This window comes from Variovorax sp. JS1663, from assembly GCF_002157355.1.
Lineage (GTDB): Bacteria > Pseudomonadota > Gammaproteobacteria > Burkholderiales > Burkholderiaceae_C > Variovorax.
The window spans coordinates 1-18089 of sequence record NZ_LYMK01000057.1 but is presented as its reverse complement, the minus strand read 5'-3'; the positions used below and the strand labels follow the sequence as shown (position 1 = coordinate 18089).

The following is an 18089-nucleotide window of genomic DNA, read 5'->3' as shown; positions in this document are numbered from 1 at the left end:
CGCCATGCCAGCGCTCAGCGACAAACAGATCCTGAGGCGAGAGCGCGCGGAGGCCGTGCGGCACGCGCCGTCGCCGCGGCAGCCGAAGGAACCACCGGGGCTGCCTGCCTACGCGGAGCTGCACTGCCTCACCCATTTCAGCTTCCAGCGAGGGGCTTCGCATCCGGCGGAACTGGTGGAGCGAGCCTGCAAGCTCGGCTACGAGGCACTCGCGATCACCGACGAATGCTCCGTGGCCGGTGTGGTGAAGGCGTATGAAGGGCTCAAGGAATACCTCGAGAAAATCGCCCCCCCGGAGAGACCTCGCTTCCGGCTCCTGTTCGGCAGCGAGTTCCGCTTCGAGCGCTTCAGGCTGGTGGCGATCGCGCACGACCTCGAAGGCTGGGGCAACCTCTGCGAGTTCATCACGGCGGCGCGCAACACCACTGCGCCCAAGGGCGAGTACCGGGTCGACTGGGAAGACGGTGACGTGGCCTCGCTGCGCCACTGCGAAACCCTCTTCGTGCCGGAGCGCGTGCCGGGCGGCATGCCTGAAACGGACGCGCTGTGCGCCGACCTGCAGGAGGCCGAGCGCTTCTTCGGCGAGCATCTGTGGCTTGCGGCCGAGCTGCGCAACGAGCTGGACGACGACCTCTGGCTCTGCACCCTGCGCGAGGCCGGCGAGCGCACTGGCGTGCCGCTGGTGGCTGCCGGCGACGTGCACATGCACGTGCGCTCGCGCAAGCCGCTGCAGGACGTGATCACCGCCGTGCGCGAAGGCCGCAGCGTCGCCGAGTGCGGTTTCGCGCTGCAGGCCAATGCCGAGCGGCACCTGCGCTCGCGGCTGCGGCTGGCGAACCTCTATCCGGCCGAACTGCTGGCCAACACGCTTGTCGTGATGGAGCGCTGCACCTTCGACCTGGGCGTGATCCGCGAGCACTACAAATACCCGCTGGAGAACGTGGCAGGCGGCGAGACGCCGGCACAGACGCTGGTGCGCAAGACCTGGGAAGGCGCGCGTGTGCGCTATCCGGACGGTGTTCCACCCGAGGTGCAGGCCAAGGTGCAGCACGAGCTGAAACTGATCATCGACATGCACTACGAGATGTTCTTCCTCACGGTGGAAGACATCGTGCGCTTCGCCAGAAAGGAGAAGATCCTGTGCCAGGGCCGCGGCTCTTCCGCCAACTCGGCCGTGTGCTACTGCCTCGGCATCACCGCCATCAACCCCGAGACCGGCCACCTGCTGTTCGAGCGCTTCCTGAGCCGCGAGCGCCACGAACCGCCCGACATCGACGTCGACTTCGAGCACCAGCGGCGCGAGGAGGTGATCCAGTACATCTACAAGAAGTACGGCCGCGAGCGCGCCGCCATCGCCGCGGTCGTGATCTGCTACCGCTCGCGCAGCGCACTGCGCGACGTGGGCAGGGCGCTGGGCATCGACGCGCGGCTGGTCGACGAGTTCGCGAAGGACCACTACTGGTTCGACGGCGTCGTGCTCGACGAACGGCTGCAGGAGGCGATGCAGCGCATCGGCGTGCAGGAGGACATGCCCAGGCTGCTGCAGTGGATCGAGCTCACGCAGCAGCTGCGGGGCTTTCCGCGCCACCTGAGCCAGCACGTGGGCGGCTTCGTGCTCACGCAGACCAAGCTCACGCGGCTGGTCCCGGTGGAGAAGGCCTCGATGAAGGACCGCTCCGTCATCCAGTGGGAGAAGGATGACCTGGAGGCCATGGGCATGCTCAAGGTCGACGTGCTGGCGCTGGGGATGCTGAGCGCGATCCGGCGGGCGTTGGCCATGGTCAATGGCTGTCGCGGGACGGCGCTCGAGATGCACCACATCTCGAACGACGACGATGCCGTGTTCGACATGATCTGCGATGCCGACACCATCGGCGTGTTCCAGATCGAGAGCCGCGCGCAGATGTCGATGCTGCCGCGCCTGAAGCCGCGCTGCTACTACGACCTGGTGATCGAGGTTGCGATCGTGCGGCCCGGGCCGATCCAGGGCGGCATGGTGCATCCGTACCTCAAGAACCGCGAGAAGGTCGGCAACAAGATTCCCATCGAGTACGCCAAGGACGACCTGCGCCCCGCGCTGGAGCGCACCTTGGGGGTACCGATCTTCCAGGAGCAGGTGATGCAGATCGCAATGATCGCCGCCGGCTTCACGCCCGACCGGGCCGACCGCCTGCGTCGTGCGATGGCGGCCTGGAAGCGCAAGGGTGGCATCGACAAGTTCCGCGACGAGCTGATCGAAGGGATGGTCGAAAGGGATTACGACCGCGCCTTCGCCGAGGCCATCTACAAGCAGATGCAGGGCTTCGGCGAATACGGCTTCCCCGAAAGCCACGCCGCCAGCTTCGCCCTGCTGGTGATGGTGAGCAGCTGGCTCAAGCTGCACGAGCCCGCCTGCTTCCTCGCGGCGATGCTCGACTCGCAGCCGATGGGCTTTTATTCGCCCTCGCAGCTGATCCAGGATGCGCGTCGGCATGGCGTCGAGGTGCGGCCGGTGGACGTGACGAAGAGTGCGCTCGATTGCACGCTGGAGGAGGCGTCGCCGTTGCGTGACACGGCTGCCATCGCGCCCCGCTTCGCCAATCGCCTCGGCCGCCCCGGCCAGCCCGCCGTGCGCCTGGGCCTGCGCCGCATCGGCGGCTTGAGCGAGGCCGGCGCCGACCGCCTCGTCAAGGCCCGCGACCAGAGCGCCTTCACCTGCACCGAGGACCTGGCCCTGCGCGCCGAGCTCGACGCGAAGGACATGGCCGCGCTGGCCGCCGCCGATGCGCTGCTGCCTTTGTCGGGCCACCGGCGCCAGCAGGTCTGGGACGCCACCGCCCAGCGACGCGCGCCGCCGCTGCTCAAGGGCGTGCCCATCCACGAGCGCGCCCTCCAGTTGCCGCTCGCCCCCGAGGGCGAGGAGATCGTGGGCGACTACGACGCCCTCGGCTTCACGCTGCGCCGTCATCCGCTCGCGCTGCTGCGCCCGCGACTCGCGCGCATGGGGCTGGCCAGCGCCGAGCAGCTGCGCGACCTGCCCAGCGGCCAGGCCGTGCATGCCTGCGGCATGGTGATCGGCCGCCAGCGCCCGCAGACCGCCAACGACACCATCTTCGTCACCCTGGAGGACGAGACCGGCAATGTCAACGTGATCGTCTGGAAGCACGTGGTCGAGGCCTGGCGCGAGCCTCTCCTGAAATCGCAGTTGCTGGCCGTGCAGGGCACCTGGCAGCGCGACGTCGACAGCGGCGGCCAGGTGCGTCATGTCGTGGCCACCGGTTTCCGGGACCTGACCCCGCTGCTGGGCCGTCTGGCCCGCACCACCCGCAGCCGCGACTTCCACTGAACCCCGCCGCGCACGGCGATGGCGCGCCGTGCCGCCTCCCGGTGCAAACCCGATGGCGGAATGCACCGGAATTAAGTAATCTCTCCACAAATTTGGAGAAGTTACTTACCAAATCGCTGGCACGCTTTCTGCGCTGTCCATTCCGCAGGAAGCCACCGGCTCACCAAGGAAGACCCCATGACCGCCTACGCCTACAACGCCTGGTATCCGCTCGCCTGGTCGCGCGACATCGGCCAGGGCATCAGCACCCGCCGCGTCCTCGAGGAGGACCTGGCCGTGTACCGCGCCGAAGACGGCACGGTCGCCGCGCTGGAGGACGCCTGCCCGCACCGCCTGGCGCCGCTGTCGCTGGGCCGGCTGCGCGGCAATGCCATCGAGTGCGGCTACCACGGCCTCACCTTCGACTGCAGCGGCCGCTGCACGGTGGCGCCCGGCATGGCGCGGCCACCCGAGAGCTTTCGCGTGCGCAGCTATCCCACCGCCGAGAGCATGGGCATGGTGTGGGTGTGGATGGGCGACGCCGAGAAGGCCGACCGCAGCCAGGTCTTCCACCTGCCGCAGTACGACGACCCGGCCTACAGCGTGGTGGAGGGCGACGCCCTGCCGGTGCAGGCCAACTACCTGAGCCTGGCCGACAACCTGTGCGATCCGACCCACGTCGTCTACGTGCACCAGACCACCCTGGCCAGCGCCGGCCGCGAGGAGACGCGCGTGCAGCACGAGCGCCAGGGCAACAAGGTCGTGACCTGGCGCTGGGTGATCGACGGGCCCCTCATCCCCATCTTCGAGGGCCTGAAGGACTTCGGCGGCAACGTGGACCGCTGGCACTACTACCACTACCACGCACCCAGCATCGCGGTGATCGACTTCGGCTCCGCCCGCACCGGCACCGGCGCGCCCGAGGGCAACCGCGACGACTGCATCCAGATGTACGCCTGCCACTTCATCACGCCGGTCGACCAGCGCACCTGCGTGCAGCACTGGCTGTGCCTGCGCAACTCGCCGGCCGACCCGGTGATCGACGAGCGCCTTCGCAGCAACCTGCGCATGGCCTTCGACGAGGACAAGCGCATGCTCGAGGCGATCCAGCGCAACGAGGACAAGCCGCGAGAGTGGAAGCGCGTGCACCTGGGCCTCGACGGCTCCTCCATCAAGATGCGCCGCATCGTCGAAGAGATGGCTGAAAAATGAGTTCTCCCCCAGGCTCCCCCCTCTTTTGCTTCGTCCCCCGCCATCGCCAGAAAGGACCTCCGCCATGAACCGCGTGCTTCCTGTCTCCGTCCGCCTGCTGGCGGCCAGCCTGTGCATCGCCGGTGCCGCCGGCGCGGCCGCCCAGGGCACCATCAAGATCGGCGAGATCAACAGCTACAAGGCGCTGCCGCAGAACCTGGTGCCCTACAAGCAGGGCTGGCTGCTGGCCCAGGAGGAAGTCAATGCCGCCGGCGGTGTCAACGGCAGGAAGCTCGAGACCATCTTCCGCGACGACAACGCGAATCCGGGCGATGCGGTGCGGATGGCCGAGGAACTGGTCGCGCGCGAGGGCGTGGACATCCTCTCCGGCGTCACGCTCTCGCACGTGGGCCTCGCGCTGACCGACTTCGCGAAGCAGAAGAAGATGTTCTTCCTCGCCTCCGGCCCGCTCTCCGACAAGGTGGTGTGGGACCAGGGCAACCGCTACACCTACCGGCTGCGCTCCGGCACCTACGCGCTGTCGGCCTCGGTCATCGCCGAGGCGGTGAAGCTCAAGAAGAAGCGCTGGGCGCTGATCTACCCCAACTACGAGTACGGCCAGGCCGCCGTCGCCGCCTTCAAGGAGAACATGAAGAAGGCACAGCCCGACATCGAGTTCGTGGCCGAGCAGTCGCCGCCGCTCGGCAAGATCGATGCCGGTGCCGTATCGCAAGCCATCGCCGATGCCAAGCCGGATGCGATCTTCAACGTGATGTTCGGCAGCGACCTGACCAAGCTGGCGCGCGAAGGCAAGACGCGCGGTCTGTTCGAGGGACGCGAGGTGGTGAGCCTGCTGACCGGCGAGCCCGAGTACCTCGACCCGCTCAAGGGCGATGCGCCCAACGGCTGGATCGTGACCGGCTACCCCTACGCCAACATCGACACGCCCGAGCACAAGGCCTTCCTCGCGGCCTACCAGAAGAAATACAACGACTACCCGCGCCTGAACTCGGTGGTCGGCTATGCCACGGTCAAGGCCATCGCCGCCGGCATCCAGAAGGCCGGCTCGACCGACACCGAAAAGCTGATCGCGGCCTTCAAGGGCCTGCAGTTCAACTCGCCCTTCGGCCCGGTGGTGTTCCGCCCGCAGGACAACCAGTCGACGCTCGGCATCTTCGTCGGCCGCACCGCGGTGCAGGACGGCAAGGGCGTGATGCCCTCGGGCACCTACCTCGATGGCTCGAAGCTGCAGCCGGCAGAGGAGCAGATCCGCAAGCTGCGCAATCCCTCATGAGCGGAGCGACGACCCTTCCACCGATCGGCTGCAACGGCCGCGGCGCGCAGGCCTCGTCGCACGAGGCGCCGGTCTCGCTGACCGAGGCGCCGATCGAAGAGCAATTCCGCCTCGTGCGCGAGGCCGGCGTGTTCGACTATTTCGACCGGCTGCCGATGCCGGGCCAGGTCGACACCTACCTGCGCTGCATCGAGCGCTTCAACCTGCCGGTGCACACCGCGAGCTGGTTCTACGCGCTCGGCCGCGACGAGCCGCTCCTGTCCGACAAGCTGCGGCTGGCCGCCCAGGTCGGCGCGCGCACCCACAACATCATGCTGTACTGGCACGACGCCAGCGGACGCCCCATCGGCAACGACGAGGTCATCGACTTCTACCTGCGCGCCTACGACGAAGGCATGGCGCGCGGCGTCGAGCCGGCCTTCGAGCTGCACGCCAACATGTGGAGCGAGGACCCGCGCCGCGTCGCGCCGGTGGCCGCGGCCGTGATGCGCCGCGGCATCCCGTTCCACTTCACGCTGGACTACAGCCACGGCATCTTCAAGATGGGCAATGCGCAGGAGCTCGCGATCTGCGGCCTGACCGAGGACGTGGCCGCGGGCCGCGCGGTGCTCGACCCCTTCCAGCCCGGCAACTTCGTCGACCAATGGCTGGAGATGGGGATCGTGCGATGGTTGCAGGTGCGCAGCGTGGCGCCGAACGGGCCGCGCAACCGCTGGTCGACGGGCGATTCGGGCGAGGCCGTGGCGGCCGTGCCCGAGCACTCGATCTTTCCGTACAGGGCCGGGGAGCCGGGCCGCGGCATCCTGTACCCCTTCACCGAGCCGGGGCCCGGCGAATGGCATTCGGACTGGGATGCGGACGCGCTGGGCTGCACGCGGGAGGTGGTGCGCAAGGTGCTGGCGTATCACCATGCGCACGCGGACTCGCCACTGCGCTGGATCACCACCGAGATGATCAACCTGCCGGACTACGCGCACAACGCGCGCTTCTCGCTGATCGGCCAGAACGCAGCCATCGCGCGCTTCGTGCGCGAGACCTGGGCCGGCCTCGGCCCGGCCTGATCACTTCTTCTTCGCGGCCGCCGGCTTGCGACGGGGTTTGGACTTCTTCGCCTCCGCCATGGGCTCGGCCAGCATGGCGAGCACCGTCTCGCAGATGTGCTCGCCCCAGGCCGTACGCCGCGCACGGCCCATCAGGTCCGCGCCCAGCCAGGCCGAGCAGGTGTACTGGTTCGACACGTAGAAGAAGCCGAGCGACATGATGGTCATCAGCACGTGCTCGGACGACAGCTCGCGCCGGAACACGCCTTGCGCCTGGCCGTTCGCGAGCAGGGTCTCGACCGTCTGCACCAGGGGCAGGGTGGTGCGCGCCAGCTGCACCGACTCGCGCACGTGCCTGCCGCGCAGCAGGTTCTCGTTCATCAGCAGGCGCACCAGGTTCGGATGCGACTGATAGTGTTCCCACGAGTGCAGCACCAGCTGGCGCATGCCTTCCACAGGATCGTCGGGCAGCACGAATTCGCTCTGCGCGTTGATCATGTCCTCGTAGATCTTCCCCAGCACCGCCTGGTAGAGCCGCTCCTTGTTGCCGTAGTAGTAGTACAGCATCCGGTCGACCGTGCCGGCCGCGGCGCTGACGCGCTCGATGCGCGCACCGGCAAAGCCGTGCTCGGCGAACTCCTCGATCGCGGCATCGAGGATGCGGGTCTCCAGCAGGTCCGTGCGCTCGCGCCGCAGGCGCCGGCGGGTCGGACCGCCTTCCGCGGCGGGCGCGGGCGTTTCCGTGCGCCCGGCACCGCGGCCGCCGCGGGCGGCGGAAGAAGATCGTTCTGGCACGGTGGATTCGCTCCTCGTTCTGGGGTCGCTGCGCGCGGGCGGTGGTGACACGGCATTGTCTCGCATGGCGCCTCAGCGCAGGGGCCCGAATCCGAGCGGCGGCGGGCGCCTGCGCACCACCTGCGCCTTGACCACGGAGGTGTTGGTCTCGGCCTTGTCGGCGATGCGGTCGAGCACCCGGTCCAGCTGCTCGATGGAGCGCACGTACATCCGCGCGATGAAGCAGTCCTCGCCCGTGACCTTGTCGCACTCGCAGATTTCCGGCGTCTCCTCGATCAGCTTCTGCACCGTCTGCAGCTTGCCGGGCATCGGGCGGATCCGCACGATCGCCTGCAGCGTGTAGCCCAGGGCCTGCGGGTCGAGCGCCAGCGTGTAGCCGCGCACCACGCCGCGCTCCTCCAGGCGCTTGAGCCGCTCCGACACGCTGGGCGGCGACATGCCCACCGCCTGCGCCAGGTCCTTGAGCGAGAGGCGCGCATTGGGGAGCAGGGCTTCGACGATGCGCTGGTCCGTGGCGTCGATCATGGTGATTTCCTTGGATGACGAGGCAAGCCGCCTTCGAATCGAAGGAGTATCCGCCCGATCGCCTCGTCCTGGCCATGGATGGCCGGCCCTCGGGGTGGCATTCTTCGGGCATCGGACAAGAGGGCTCATGACATGAACGACAGGACGCGCGGCACGCTGGAGATGAGTGCGGCGATGCTGATCTCCGGCACCATCGGCTGGGTGGTGGTGGTCTCGGGCCTGCCGATCGTGGACCTGGTGTTCTGGCGCTGCGTCTTCGGCGCGGCCACGCTGCTGGCGGTGTGCGCGGCCATGGGCCTGCTGCGGCGCATGTCCTGGCGCGTCCTGCTGCTGGCCGCGCTGGGCGGGGCCGCCATCGTGCTGAACTGGCTGCTGATCTTCGCCTCCTATTCGCGCGCCTCGATCTCCATCGCCACCGCGGTCTACAACACCCAGCCCTTCATGCTGGTCGGCTTCGGCGTGCTCTTCTTCGGCGAGCGGCTCACGGCCGCCAGGCTGGGCTGGCTGGCCATCGCCTTCGCGGGCGTGCTGCTGATCGCACAGGCCAAGCCCGGTGCCCACCTGCCCGGCAGCGACTACCTGCTCGGCATCCTGATGGCGCTGGGCGCGGCCTTCTGCTATGCGCTGTCCGCCGTGCTCACCAAGAAGCTCCAGGGCACGTCGCCGCACCTGGTCGCGCTGGTCCACGTATGCGTGGGCATCCTGATGGTCGCGCCCTTCGCCAACCTGACGGCGCCGCCGAGCGGCGCGCACGCCTGGGGCGCGCTGGTGGCGCTCGGCGTGGTCTACACCGGGCTCATGTACATCCTGCTCTACGGCGCGATCCAGCGGCTGCCGACGCACCTGACCGGCGCGCTGTCCTTCATCTACCCGGTGGTGGCATTCGCGGTCGACGCGCTGGCCTTCGGGCATCGGCTGCAGCTTTTGCAACTGGTCGGCGCCGCGGCCATCCTGGTGGCCGCGGCGGGCATGAACCAGGGATGGACCTTCCCGTCGATGCGGGTCGCCGGCCGCGGGCAGGGGCCTCTTTGAGGCGCCGCGGCTACTGGATCGTCACGACATCGGCGCGTGCCTGCGATTCCCGCGTCTGGGTTCGCATCAGCTTGTCGCCATCGCGGTAGAAGTACCAGCAGCCGTTGTCGGGGCTGCGTGCGTCGGTGAGCCGTCCCGGCGGGGCGGGATTGAAGCGTGCGCAGAGGCTGCCGTCGTCCTTGATCTCCCATCGGCCCGATCCGCGAATCGAGAAGTTGCCGGCGCTGATGCTCTGGAAGTAGACCGTGCCGCTGCTTCTGAGGTCCCAGTGGATCGTGTTGCCGCCGTCCTTCAGGCTGTGGGTCCTGCCGACCAGCGACTGCTGCAATTCGTCGCGCTCCAGGAACTTGCGCGATGCCGGTGGCGACGTCGATGGTGGCGGAGGCGGCGAGGGCGCTGCAGCCGGAGGCAGGACGGGCGACACGGCCGCAGGCGGCTGCGCGGCCGAGGGCGCCGCAGCGGCGATCTGCTGCTCGCGTTCGCGTTCCTGCGGCCGCTCGCGCCGGGCCTGCGTCTCGGCCTGCGCAAGCAGCGTGTCGATGTCCTTCGCCCGGCCGTCGCGCCCGGGCGTGCCGGCAGCCGCCGGACCGGGTGGCGCGGGGAGGGCAGGCGGCGCGGGCGTGGCCGCGGCGGCCTTCTCCACCGCCGGCCGCCCCGCGCCCGGGTTGAAGCTGAAGTTCGAGGTCAGCGAGGTATTGACCCATGGCAGCTGCCGCTCGCGCGTCTCGCGCAGCACCTTGACCCGCACGTTCTTGAACATCTGCTCGACCTCGAGGCCGGGCACCATCATCTCCTCGGCCAGCGCCTTGGTGTAGACGCTGTTGCGCCCGCTGGGCCCGTCCTCGGCCGGCGCGCCGGGCGCTGAGGCGAAGGCGATCAGCGTGCCGCGCGCACCCATCTCCGCCAGCCCGCCGGCCGAGCGGATGTTGCGCGTCTTCGCGGCGAAGGGGTTGTCGCGGCAGGCATCGAGGATCACGATGCGGGGGTATGCGCCGGCCTTGTCGATCCGGCCCAGGAACAGCTCCTCGATGTCGACCGACTCGTCCTTGACTTCCTCCTGGTCGCGCAGGTTGATGTCGACCGGCAGCAGGTAGTTGCGCCCGTCGATCTGCACGCCGTGGCCGGCATAGTACAGCACCGCGGCCGCATCGTTCTGTTGCACCCGCCGCGCGAACTCACGGAGCGCGCGCCTGAACTCCAGCACATTGACGTTGAGTTGCAGGTTGACCTCGAAGCCCAGCTGGCGCAGGTTGGCGGCGACCAGCCGCGCGTCGTTCTCGGGGTTGGCCAGCGGCACCTTGGGGTAGCGGGCGTTGCCGACCACCAATGCGATGCGCTTTTCCACGCCGCGCTCCTGCGCACGCGCCGGGAGCACCGTCACGGCCAGCACGCCGGCAAGCACCAGCGACAGTGCCCAGCCCAGCCGATGGCCGAAACGGCGGATGAAGCCGAGCCTGCGGGCAGCGCGTCGATCCTGCATGGGGCTGCACTATCCGCCTGCCCGCCGCCGGTCGCAAGTCGCTCTTCGGCCGGGGGCATCGGCCGAATGGCCGGTGGACATGGGCGCCGGCGCGCACTTTTCGCTAACCTTGCGTGATGACCGCCTTCGCCTCGCCCCTTGCCGGCGTGCCCATCGGGCCACCACCGCCCGCGCCCGATCTGCCGGTGCCGCCGTCGCCCCCGCCGGTGCCGGCCCCGCCGCCCGAGGTGGATCCCCCGCCGACCGACCCGCCCATGACCGAGCCGGGTGCGCCGCCGCCGGTGGCCGATCCGCCGCCGGGCGCCGTGGCGCTGGGTCGCCTGCATGCGCGCCGCCTGCGCGATGTCTACCGCTCCGCGGGCTGGCCCTGCTGCGACGACATCGAGATCGACCTGCTGGCCGCCGGCCTGCTGGAGCGGGTGCGCTCGGCCCAGGGCCACGAGACGCTGCGCGTGAGCGATGCCGGCATCGCGCACGTGGCCCGCAGCCTGGTGGTCAACCGCGCCGTGCTGTCGCGCCACGAGGCCCTGGTCGAGCAGGTGGCGCGCGAGATGACGCGCGCCGGCCGCATCGCCTGGCGCGGCCTCGGCCTGCGTGCCCGGCTGCCCGCGGTGAACGAAGGCGACAAGCCCCGCTGGTGCATCGCACGGCCCGACGTGTTCTCGATCCGCAACACCAGCGTCGAGGCCTATGCCCAGCCCGTCGTGCACGAGGTCAAGGTCAGCCGCGCCGACCTGCTGAGCGACCTTCGCAAGCCCGACAAGCGCGCGGCCTACCTCGACCTCGGCGGCGAGTGCTGGTATGTGCTGGGCACCGAGGCCAAGGGTCGCGTGATCGCCGAGCCCGACGAGATTCCGGCCGAATGCGGCGTGCTGATCGCGCAGGGCGATCGCCTGGTGGTGGCGCGCGCGGCGGTGCATCGGGCCCAGCCGCGCCTGCCGTTCAGCGTGTGGATCGCGCTGGCCAAGGCCCAGCCGGTGCCGGGCTTCGACGAGGACTCGCAGGCGCTGCTGGCCGATCCCGGCGACTGCCCCTGAGGGCCGTCAGGGCGTGAGCACCACCTTGCGGCACTCCTCCTGCTGCTGGTTGAACACCTGGTAGCCGCGCGCGGCCTGCGCCAGCGGCAGCCGGTGGGTGATGATGGCCTCGGGCCTGAGCTTCCCGTTGCCGACGTGCTCCAGCAGTTCGGGCATGAAGCGCTGGACGTGGGTCTGGCCGGCCTTGACGGTAAGCCCCTTCTCGAAGATGTCGCCGAACAGGAAGCCATGCAGGAAGCCGGCGTACACGCCCGGCACGCTGATCACGCCGCCGCGGCGCACCGCCGCGATGCACTGCCGCAGGGCCTTGCCGCTGCTGCCCTCGATCTTCAGCCGGGTGAGCCACGTCTCCAGCGCGCTGCCCTTGGCCTCGAAGCCGACGGCATCGATGACGGCGTCCACGCCTCGCCCGTGCGTGGCCTCGAGGATCACCTCCGCCGCATCGACCCGGTCGAAGTTGATGGGAGCGGCGCCATAGGCGCGCTGCGCGAAGTCCAGGCGGTAATCGTGGTGGTCGACCATGATGATGTCTTCCACCCCGAGCAGGCGGGCACAGGCGGCCGCCATCAGGCCGACCGGTCCGGCGCCGAAGATCGCCAGCGTGGAGCCCGGCCCGACTTCGGCGTTCAGCACCGCCTGGTAGCCGGTGGGCAGGATGTCGCTGAGAAACAGCACCTGCTCGTCCGAGAGCGCATCGGGAATGCGCAGGGGCCCGACGTTGGCCCGAGGCACGCGCACATACTCGGCCTGTCCACCCGGCACCCCGCCATACAGGTGGGTGTAGCCGAACAGCGCCGCGCCGGGGCGCAGGCTCTTCTTGTTGACGATGGCACCGCGCCCCGTGTTGCTCGTTTCGCAGGCGGCGAACAGGCGCTTCTCGCAGAAGAAGCACGCGCCGCAGGCGATCACGAAGGGCACCACCACCCGGTCGCCGGTATGGACGGCAGTGACCGCGCTGCCGGCGTCGACCACTTCGCCCATGAATTCGTGCCCGAGGATGTCGCCGGACTTCAGGCCCGGCACCTTGCCGCGGTAGAGGTGCAGGTCCGAGCCGCAGATGGCGGTGGCCGTCACGCGCAGCAGAATATCGTCCGGTTCCCGTATCACCGGATCCTTGACTGTCTCGACGCGCACGTCCTTGCCGCCGTGATAAACGAGGGCCTTCATGGGCGCGCTCCGGGTGACGGCGGCTGATCTTCCATCCGCTGTTCGTTGCTTGCGCTGCGGGTTCCCTTCAGGTGCATCTCGATGTCCGCGATCCGGCTGCCGACAGTCTTGGCGGCGTCGCGGATCTGCTGGGGTGTGCCGTCGAAGCGCTTCGCAAGTTCCTCCACGGCACCGGGAGAGCCGAGGTCGATGCTTTCGGGCCGGGAAAAGTCTCGAGATTCGGGCATGTCGCTTCCTTGCAATTCGGTAGTTGGCGCTTTGCCTGGCGCTTTGGCGCCAGGTTCCACACACCCTAGAACGCGAGGTGTGAAGCGATGTCGGCGCAGGGCCCGACACGTCAAGCGCGCATTCCTACCGGCTTCTGCGCGACCGACCCAAGCAACGTGGAGCGAGCGGCGCTGAACTAGCCGCCAGCTTGGCGCCGTGCAGGATTCCGGGGCCTCTTGAATCCGCGAAAGCCGCTCCTAAATCATCGCCGGAAGCGCCCGCTTCTGAGGCGCTTCTACTTCTGTTCGGTTTAATCCTATGGAGGTTTCGCCATGTATCGATCCTTATTTCCGCGCGACCTGTTCGCCGAGATGGATCGCCTGCAACGCGAAATGCAGCAGGCCTTCGATCTGTCTCCAAGCATCCGAGGGCTGGGCCGGGGCGGTTTTCCGGCCCTGAACGTCGGCGGCACGCCGCAGACAGTGGAAATCTATGCCTTCGCCCCCGGGCTGGACCCGGCCACGCTGGAGGTCCAGCTCGACCGCGGCCTGCTGACCATTTCCGGCGAGCGACCCTCGACGCTGCCTGAGGGTGAAGCGTCTTCGACCGTCCACATCAACGAGCGCTTCACGGGCAACTTCCGTCGCATGCTGACGTTGCCCGAAGACGCCGACCCGGAAGCGATCAAGGCCGACTACCGCAATGGCGTCATCCACATCACAGTTCAGCGGCGCGCCTCCGCGCAGCCGCGCCGCATCACCATCCAGTGAGGAAAGGAGAGCGAGATGAACCAAGTCGACACTGCCCAAGTGCGCGCTCCCTCCGAGAGCGCCCGCAGCAAGACCTCGGCGAACTATGTCGAAGCGGCGCTGACCCCGCCGGTCGACGTCGTGGAGGACGGCACCGGCATCACGCTGTACGCCGACCTGCCCGGCGTGTCCAAGGACAACCTGCATCTGCACGTGGAATCCGACACGCTGACCATTGAGGCCGAGTCCGCCTTGAGCGTGCCTGAAGGGCTGCAATCCAGCCATACGGAGGTCGGCCTGGCGCGCTTCCGCCGCATCTTCACGCTGAGCAAAGAGTTGGACACCGAGAAGGTGTCGGCGGAGCTCAAGCACGGCGTGCTGACGCTGCGCATCCCGAAGGTGGAGCAGGCCAAGCCGCGACGCATCGAGGTCAAGGCCGCCTGAGGGTTTATGCACCTTCCCCTGGCCACTCTGGCCGGGGAAGGTGCATAGCGCATTGCCGCGGGATCGACCTGTCCGTCGCGTGCGAGCTCCACCGGTGCGCTTCCATCGCGCATCGGCACAGGCCGCTAGCACCTGGCGGCGCTTTCCTACGCAAGGCGCGCAGGCGCACGACATCCTCGGTGTTCCCCACAACCCCTCGATGGAGATACACCATGCCCACTTCCACCAAGCGCGCCGAGCCGGATGCCTGCAGCCTGCTCGATGCCGACCACCGCAAGGTCAAGAAAATGTTCAAGGAATACGACGAGCTCGTCGGCTCCCGTGCGGCGAGCGCCGCGGAGAAACGGCGTCAACTGGCGACCGAGATCTGCATGGAGCTGACGGTGCACGCGCAGATCGAGGAAGAGATCTTCTATCCGGCGCTGCGCGAGGCGATCAAGGAGACCGACTTGCTCGACGAAGCCGAGGTCGAGCACGCCAGCGCCAAGGATCTGATCGCGCAGATCCAGGAGGCGCAGGACGTGGACGAGATGTTCGACGCCAAGGTCAAGGTGCTCGGCGAGTACATCGACCACCACGTGAAGGAAGAGCGCAACGAGATCTTCGTCAAGGCCCGCGCGGCGCGTGGCCTCGATCTCGTCGGCATGCGCGAACGGCTGGAGGCGCGCAAGGAAGTGCTGATGGAAGAGGCGATGGCTGCTGCCTAGCGGCGCATGCCGGAACACGCCGGCAGCCTATGCCCGGGCGACGCGCCGGGGCGCGCGCGACATCGCGGCCTGCCTCGCCACGCTGGACTGAGCCCAGGGCATCACGCGCCGCGCCGCGACCCCGGCAACAGGGCCGCTCGGCCGCCACGCAAGGCGCGGTGCAGGCGGTCCCTGGCAGCGGAGCGTGTCGAGGGCCGAGGGTCGTGCGGCAGCACGACCACGTCGCACCCGGCCCAGGCCAGCAAGCGTTGCGCGACGCTGCCGAACAGCGCGTCGGCCCAGGCGGGTCGCCGCCGCTTTCCCACCACCACCAGGTCGGCGCCCGCGTACTCCTGTTGCACCAGGGCCTGCCGTGCCGGGTCGCCCTGGCCGATCGCCATCAGCATGCGGTTGCGCCGCGCCTGGAAGGAGTCGGAGAGCGCGAACATGCGTTGCTGCGCCACCTGCCGGACGCGGCGGCGATAGGCCAGAACGGCCTGGTACGACGCTTCCGCCGCGCGCAGCCTGGCGTCGTCGCGCAGGCTGATGGCATGGAAGAGCTCGATTTCGGAAAGCCTGTCGATGGTGCACGCCAGCGCCACCAGCGACTGCGAGAAGGCCTTGAAGTCCACCGTCACCAGGATCCTGCGATAGCGCTCGCGCGCCGCCGCCTTGACCACCAGCATCGGGCAGCGGCACACGCGTGCGATACGCAGCGCCGGCGGGCCGTGCAGGAAGGCGGCCAAGCCTCGCGCGCGCCGGTGCGGCACCACGAGCAGGTCCACGCGATCGGATTCGGCAGCGATGGCCGCGAGCGCATCCCCGCTGGCATAGCGCGCGAAGACCTCCAGGCCGGTGCGCTGCGCAAGTTGCCGCGCCGTCTGGTCCAGGCGCACCGCTGCATTGGACGGCGCGGTGTCGCCAGGTTCTGCGGCGTGCATCAGCGTGAGGGTGGCGCGGTGTTCGATCGCCAGCAGCGTGGCGCGGTCCAGTGCCGCCGAGGCGGCGGCGGAGAAATCGGTGAGCACGAGGATTGCCTTGAAGTTCATGGGGCCCTCAGGTCGTGTAGTCGCCGCTGGCCTCGGGCTGGAACAGGATCTGCTCCAGCCGCGCGCAGCCTTCCTCGCCGCCGGGCACGCGCCAGCGCGCGAGCGCACCCACGCGCAGGCCGATCAGCGCCAGGCCGACCGGCGAGAGCACCGAGATGAAGCCCGCGGCAGGCTCGGCATCGGCGGGATAGCAGAGCGTGAGCGTGTGAGGCTGGCCCGTGCTCGCATCGACGATCCGCACCTGCGAATACATCGTGACCACGTTGGCCGCGACCTCGCGCGAGCCTACGATGTCTGTCGCATCGAGAAGCGCCTCGAGTGCCGGTGGCGCGCTCTTGTCCACCAGCCGGCTCAGGCGCTGATGGTCGAGCTCGGTGAGCGTGCGCTCGCCGAGAAGGATGTTGGTGGCTGTTGCTTGCATGACGCACTCCAGTCGAATGCGACCGGCCCGCTTCGTCGCGGGCGGTCGCGGACGCGCGGGCTGTGGGGGCCCGGCGATCGATGGTTTGCGCTTAAAGGGGGGAGGGTGATCGCCGGGCGGGGGAAAGTGCGGCCGGCTGGTGTTGTTGACCCGGCATGGCCATCACGGTGCGAGCCACCGGCGCGCGCAGGCCGGCCGCGATGGCGGCAGGAGCGGCGAGGAGGGTCGGGGCCAGTCGGGACATGCGGCGGATTGTAGGCCGCGATGCGGCGCTGCGCGGTGAATGGACCCCCATGCCCCTGCGCCGTGGTGCGCGATCGGACTCAGGCTTCTGCGAGGATCATCGGGTTCGGCTTGTCGACGAAGGCCGATGTCGCGGTGTTCACTCCGGAAAGCGCACGACCGGCCCCGCCGCCTTCTGGCCAGGCGGCACGTAGGCCGGCGCAGGCTCGCCCGCCGCGCCGAGCGAGCGCGTGAACGCATAGATCGCTTTCAGGTCCGCATCGCTCATCGCCCGCACGTTGAACCACGGCATCGGCGGCCTGGGCTCCATGCGGCGCGCGTACTGGATCCACTGCCGCTCGGTCATGCCGGCCAGCAGCAGGCGCAGATTGGTCGCATAGGTCGTGCCCCAGGGGCCGGCCCAGCCCAGGGCGTCGCCGGTGAGCCAGAGCTTCACGTCGACCTGGCCGTTGCGGGGCGCGTAACCGGGTGTGTGGCAGTCGTTGCAGCCGGCGATCAGTACCAGGTAGCGGCCGCGGTGGACCTGGTCGCCGGCCTTGTCTCCGGGCGCAGCCAGGGCGCTTGCACAGGCGAAAAGAGAGAGGGCGGCAAGCAGGGAACGATGGACCGGCATGGAACTCTCCTTGAGCAAGGGAATGAAGCGCAAAGGGGTGACGAAATTCATCGATGCTGCCGGGCCTGCGGCCCAGGCGGTTGCGCCGCGGCGACCAGCGCCCGGATGGCCCAGCGCCGGACGCGCCGCGCCTCGGCGTCATCGAGCCGCAGTACGTCCTTGAAGACGACCATGGCCTCCGGCCCGAGCACCAGCGCGAGCGCATGCTTGAGCTTGCGCAGCGCGGCCGGCTTGAACCGGCCCGACGACGGTCCGAGCGCCGCCTCGATCAGCGGGGTGCGGCGGTTCTGGCGCGGCGGGAGCTCCTCGTCGATCTCGCCGCGCGCGGTGCGCTGAAGCGACTGCGCCAGCATCATGCGCAGCGGCGCCTCGTGGGCCGCGATCATGGTGTGCAGTGCCTCGTCCACATGCTCCAGCCGGCCCACCACGTCCTCCGGCGGTGCGCCGCGCAGGGCCTCGTCCGGGGCCGGCGTCTCGATGTCGATCGAGGCCTCCAGGTACAGCGCTTCCACGTTCGGGAAATAGCGGTAGGCGGTGGCGCGCGAGACCAGCGCGGCCTCGGCGATCTCTTCCAGCGCCGGCCGGCGCCCCTGCTGCATCAACTGCGCTGCCGCATGGAGCAGGGCTTGGCGGGTGCGCTGCTTCTGGCGGGGCCGGCCTGCCGGCGGCTGCCCGGTCACTGGACTGCCTTCGCCTTCGGCTGCGGTATTCGCCTTCGGGACGGCCGTGCGGCTCACTGGACTACCCTCTCTTTCATTGCAGTCGTAGTGGAGCTGCGGCGCAGGGTTGTCCACGGCGGCGGGCGTCGCTTG

Annotated in this window: 18 protein-coding genes; 9 read left to right on the top strand and 9 right to left on the bottom strand. The window is 69.1% G+C overall.

Features of this window, described 5'->3' with window-relative positions; all coding sequences use genetic code 11:
- Window positions 1-4 precede the first annotated feature (4 nt).
- The 4 genes from A8M77_RS30660 (at window position 5) to A8M77_RS30645 (ending at window position 6850) form a co-directional block, all read left to right on the top strand.
- A complete protein-coding gene (locus A8M77_RS30660) occupies window positions 5-3325 on the top strand; it encodes an error-prone DNA polymerase (RefSeq protein ID WP_086925251.1) in 3321 nt (1106 codons plus the stop codon).
- 177 nt (window positions 3326-3502) lie between these two features.
- A complete protein-coding gene (locus A8M77_RS30655; protein ID WP_086925250.1) occupies window positions 3503-4516 on the top strand; it encodes an aromatic ring-hydroxylating dioxygenase subunit alpha in 1014 nt (337 codons plus the stop codon).
- Between the two features lie 64 nt (window positions 4517-4580).
- Window positions 4581-5789 (top strand): ABC transporter substrate-binding protein, encoded by a 1209-nt coding sequence (locus tag A8M77_RS30650; RefSeq protein ID WP_086925249.1) that lies wholly within the window; start codon window positions 4581-4583, stop codon window positions 5787-5789.
- On the top strand, window positions 5786-6850 hold the full coding sequence (locus A8M77_RS30645; protein ID WP_086925248.1) for a xylose isomerase: 1065 nt from the start codon (window positions 5786-5788) through the stop codon (window positions 6848-6850). The genes A8M77_RS30650 and A8M77_RS30645 overlap by 4 nt, the downstream gene beginning before the upstream one ends.
- Here A8M77_RS30645 and A8M77_RS30640 read toward each other — a convergent pair whose 3' ends face one another.
- Together A8M77_RS30640 and A8M77_RS30635 are read right to left on the bottom strand one after the other, a co-directional pair.
- Complete coding sequence (locus A8M77_RS30640) at window positions 6851-7624, bottom strand: TetR/AcrR family transcriptional regulator (protein ID WP_158101030.1); 774 nt, start codon at window positions 7622-7624, stop codon at window positions 6851-6853.
- 72 nt (window positions 7625-7696) lie between these two features.
- Window positions 7697-8149 carry an Lrp/AsnC family transcriptional regulator gene (locus tag A8M77_RS30635; RefSeq protein WP_192871705.1) on the bottom strand — a complete coding sequence of 151 codons (453 nt, stop codon included), beginning with the start codon at window positions 8147-8149 and terminating at the stop codon, window positions 7697-7699.
- A 132-nt stretch (window positions 8150-8281) separates the two neighbouring features.
- On the opposite strand from A8M77_RS30635, the gene A8M77_RS30630 reads away from it, so the two are divergent.
- Complete coding sequence (locus A8M77_RS30630; RefSeq protein WP_086925246.1) at window positions 8282-9181, top strand: DMT family transporter; 900 nt, start codon at window positions 8282-8284, stop codon at window positions 9179-9181.
- Window positions 9182-9191: 10 nt separating this feature from the next.
- On the opposite strand, the gene A8M77_RS30625 is transcribed toward A8M77_RS30630, so the two are convergent.
- The gene (locus A8M77_RS30625) at window positions 9192-10661 is read right to left on the bottom strand and encodes a caspase family protein (RefSeq protein WP_086925245.1); all 1470 of its coding nucleotides are present in this window, start codon (window positions 10659-10661) and stop codon (window positions 9192-9194) included.
- Between the two features lie 116 nt (window positions 10662-10777).
- On the opposite strand from A8M77_RS30625, the gene A8M77_RS30620 reads away from it, so the two are divergent.
- Window positions 10778-11698: a hypothetical protein gene (locus tag A8M77_RS30620; RefSeq protein ID WP_086925244.1), complete on the top strand. Its 921-nt coding sequence runs from the start codon at window positions 10778-10780 to the stop codon at window positions 11696-11698.
- Between the two features lie 6 nt (window positions 11699-11704).
- Here the strand turns inward: A8M77_RS30620 and A8M77_RS30615 are convergent, their stop codons facing one another.
- Both A8M77_RS30615 and A8M77_RS30610 read right to left on the bottom strand, forming a co-directional pair.
- The gene (locus A8M77_RS30615; RefSeq protein ID WP_086925243.1) at window positions 11705-12865 is read right to left on the bottom strand and encodes a zinc-dependent alcohol dehydrogenase; all 1161 of its coding nucleotides are present in this window, start codon (window positions 12863-12865) and stop codon (window positions 11705-11707) included.
- Complete coding sequence (locus tag A8M77_RS30610) at window positions 12862-13092, bottom strand: DUF3606 domain-containing protein (protein WP_086925242.1); 231 nt, start codon at window positions 13090-13092, stop codon at window positions 12862-12864. Before A8M77_RS30610 ends, A8M77_RS30615 begins: the two co-directional genes overlap by 4 nt.
- Window positions 13093-13404: 312 nt before the next feature.
- Here A8M77_RS30610 and A8M77_RS30605 point away from each other — a divergent pair, with 312 nt between their 5' ends.
- From A8M77_RS30605 to A8M77_RS30595, 3 genes are all read left to right on the top strand, one after another.
- Entirely contained in the window at window positions 13405-13842 is a 438-nt protein-coding gene (locus A8M77_RS30605; RefSeq protein WP_086925241.1) for an Hsp20/alpha crystallin family protein, read from the top strand.
- 15 nt (window positions 13843-13857) lie between these two features.
- Complete coding sequence (locus A8M77_RS30600) at window positions 13858-14265, top strand: Hsp20/alpha crystallin family protein (protein WP_086925240.1); 408 nt, start codon at window positions 13858-13860, stop codon at window positions 14263-14265.
- 212 nt (window positions 14266-14477) lie between these two features.
- Window positions 14478-14972 carry a hemerythrin domain-containing protein gene (locus tag A8M77_RS30595; protein ID WP_086925239.1) on the top strand — a complete coding sequence of 165 codons (495 nt, stop codon included), beginning with the start codon at window positions 14478-14480 and terminating at the stop codon, window positions 14970-14972.
- 101 nt (window positions 14973-15073) lie between these two features.
- Here the strand turns inward: A8M77_RS30595 and A8M77_RS30590 are convergent, their stop codons facing one another.
- The 4 genes from A8M77_RS30590 to A8M77_RS30575 form a co-directional block, all read right to left on the bottom strand.
- A complete protein-coding gene (locus A8M77_RS30590; RefSeq protein WP_086925238.1) occupies window positions 15074-16000 on the bottom strand; it encodes a universal stress protein in 927 nt (308 codons plus the stop codon).
- A 7-nt stretch (window positions 16001-16007) separates the two neighbouring features.
- A complete protein-coding gene (locus A8M77_RS30585) occupies window positions 16008-16421 on the bottom strand; it encodes a GreA/GreB family elongation factor (protein ID WP_086925237.1) in 414 nt (137 codons plus the stop codon).
- 382 nt (window positions 16422-16803) lie between these two features.
- A complete protein-coding gene (locus tag A8M77_RS30580) occupies window positions 16804-17277 on the bottom strand; it encodes a cytochrome C (protein ID WP_086925236.1) in 474 nt (157 codons plus the stop codon).
- A 47-nt stretch (window positions 17278-17324) separates the two neighbouring features.
- Window positions 17325-18089 (bottom strand): TetR/AcrR family transcriptional regulator (locus A8M77_RS30575; RefSeq protein WP_238137031.1); only part of this gene is annotated, 765 nt, incomplete at its 5' end.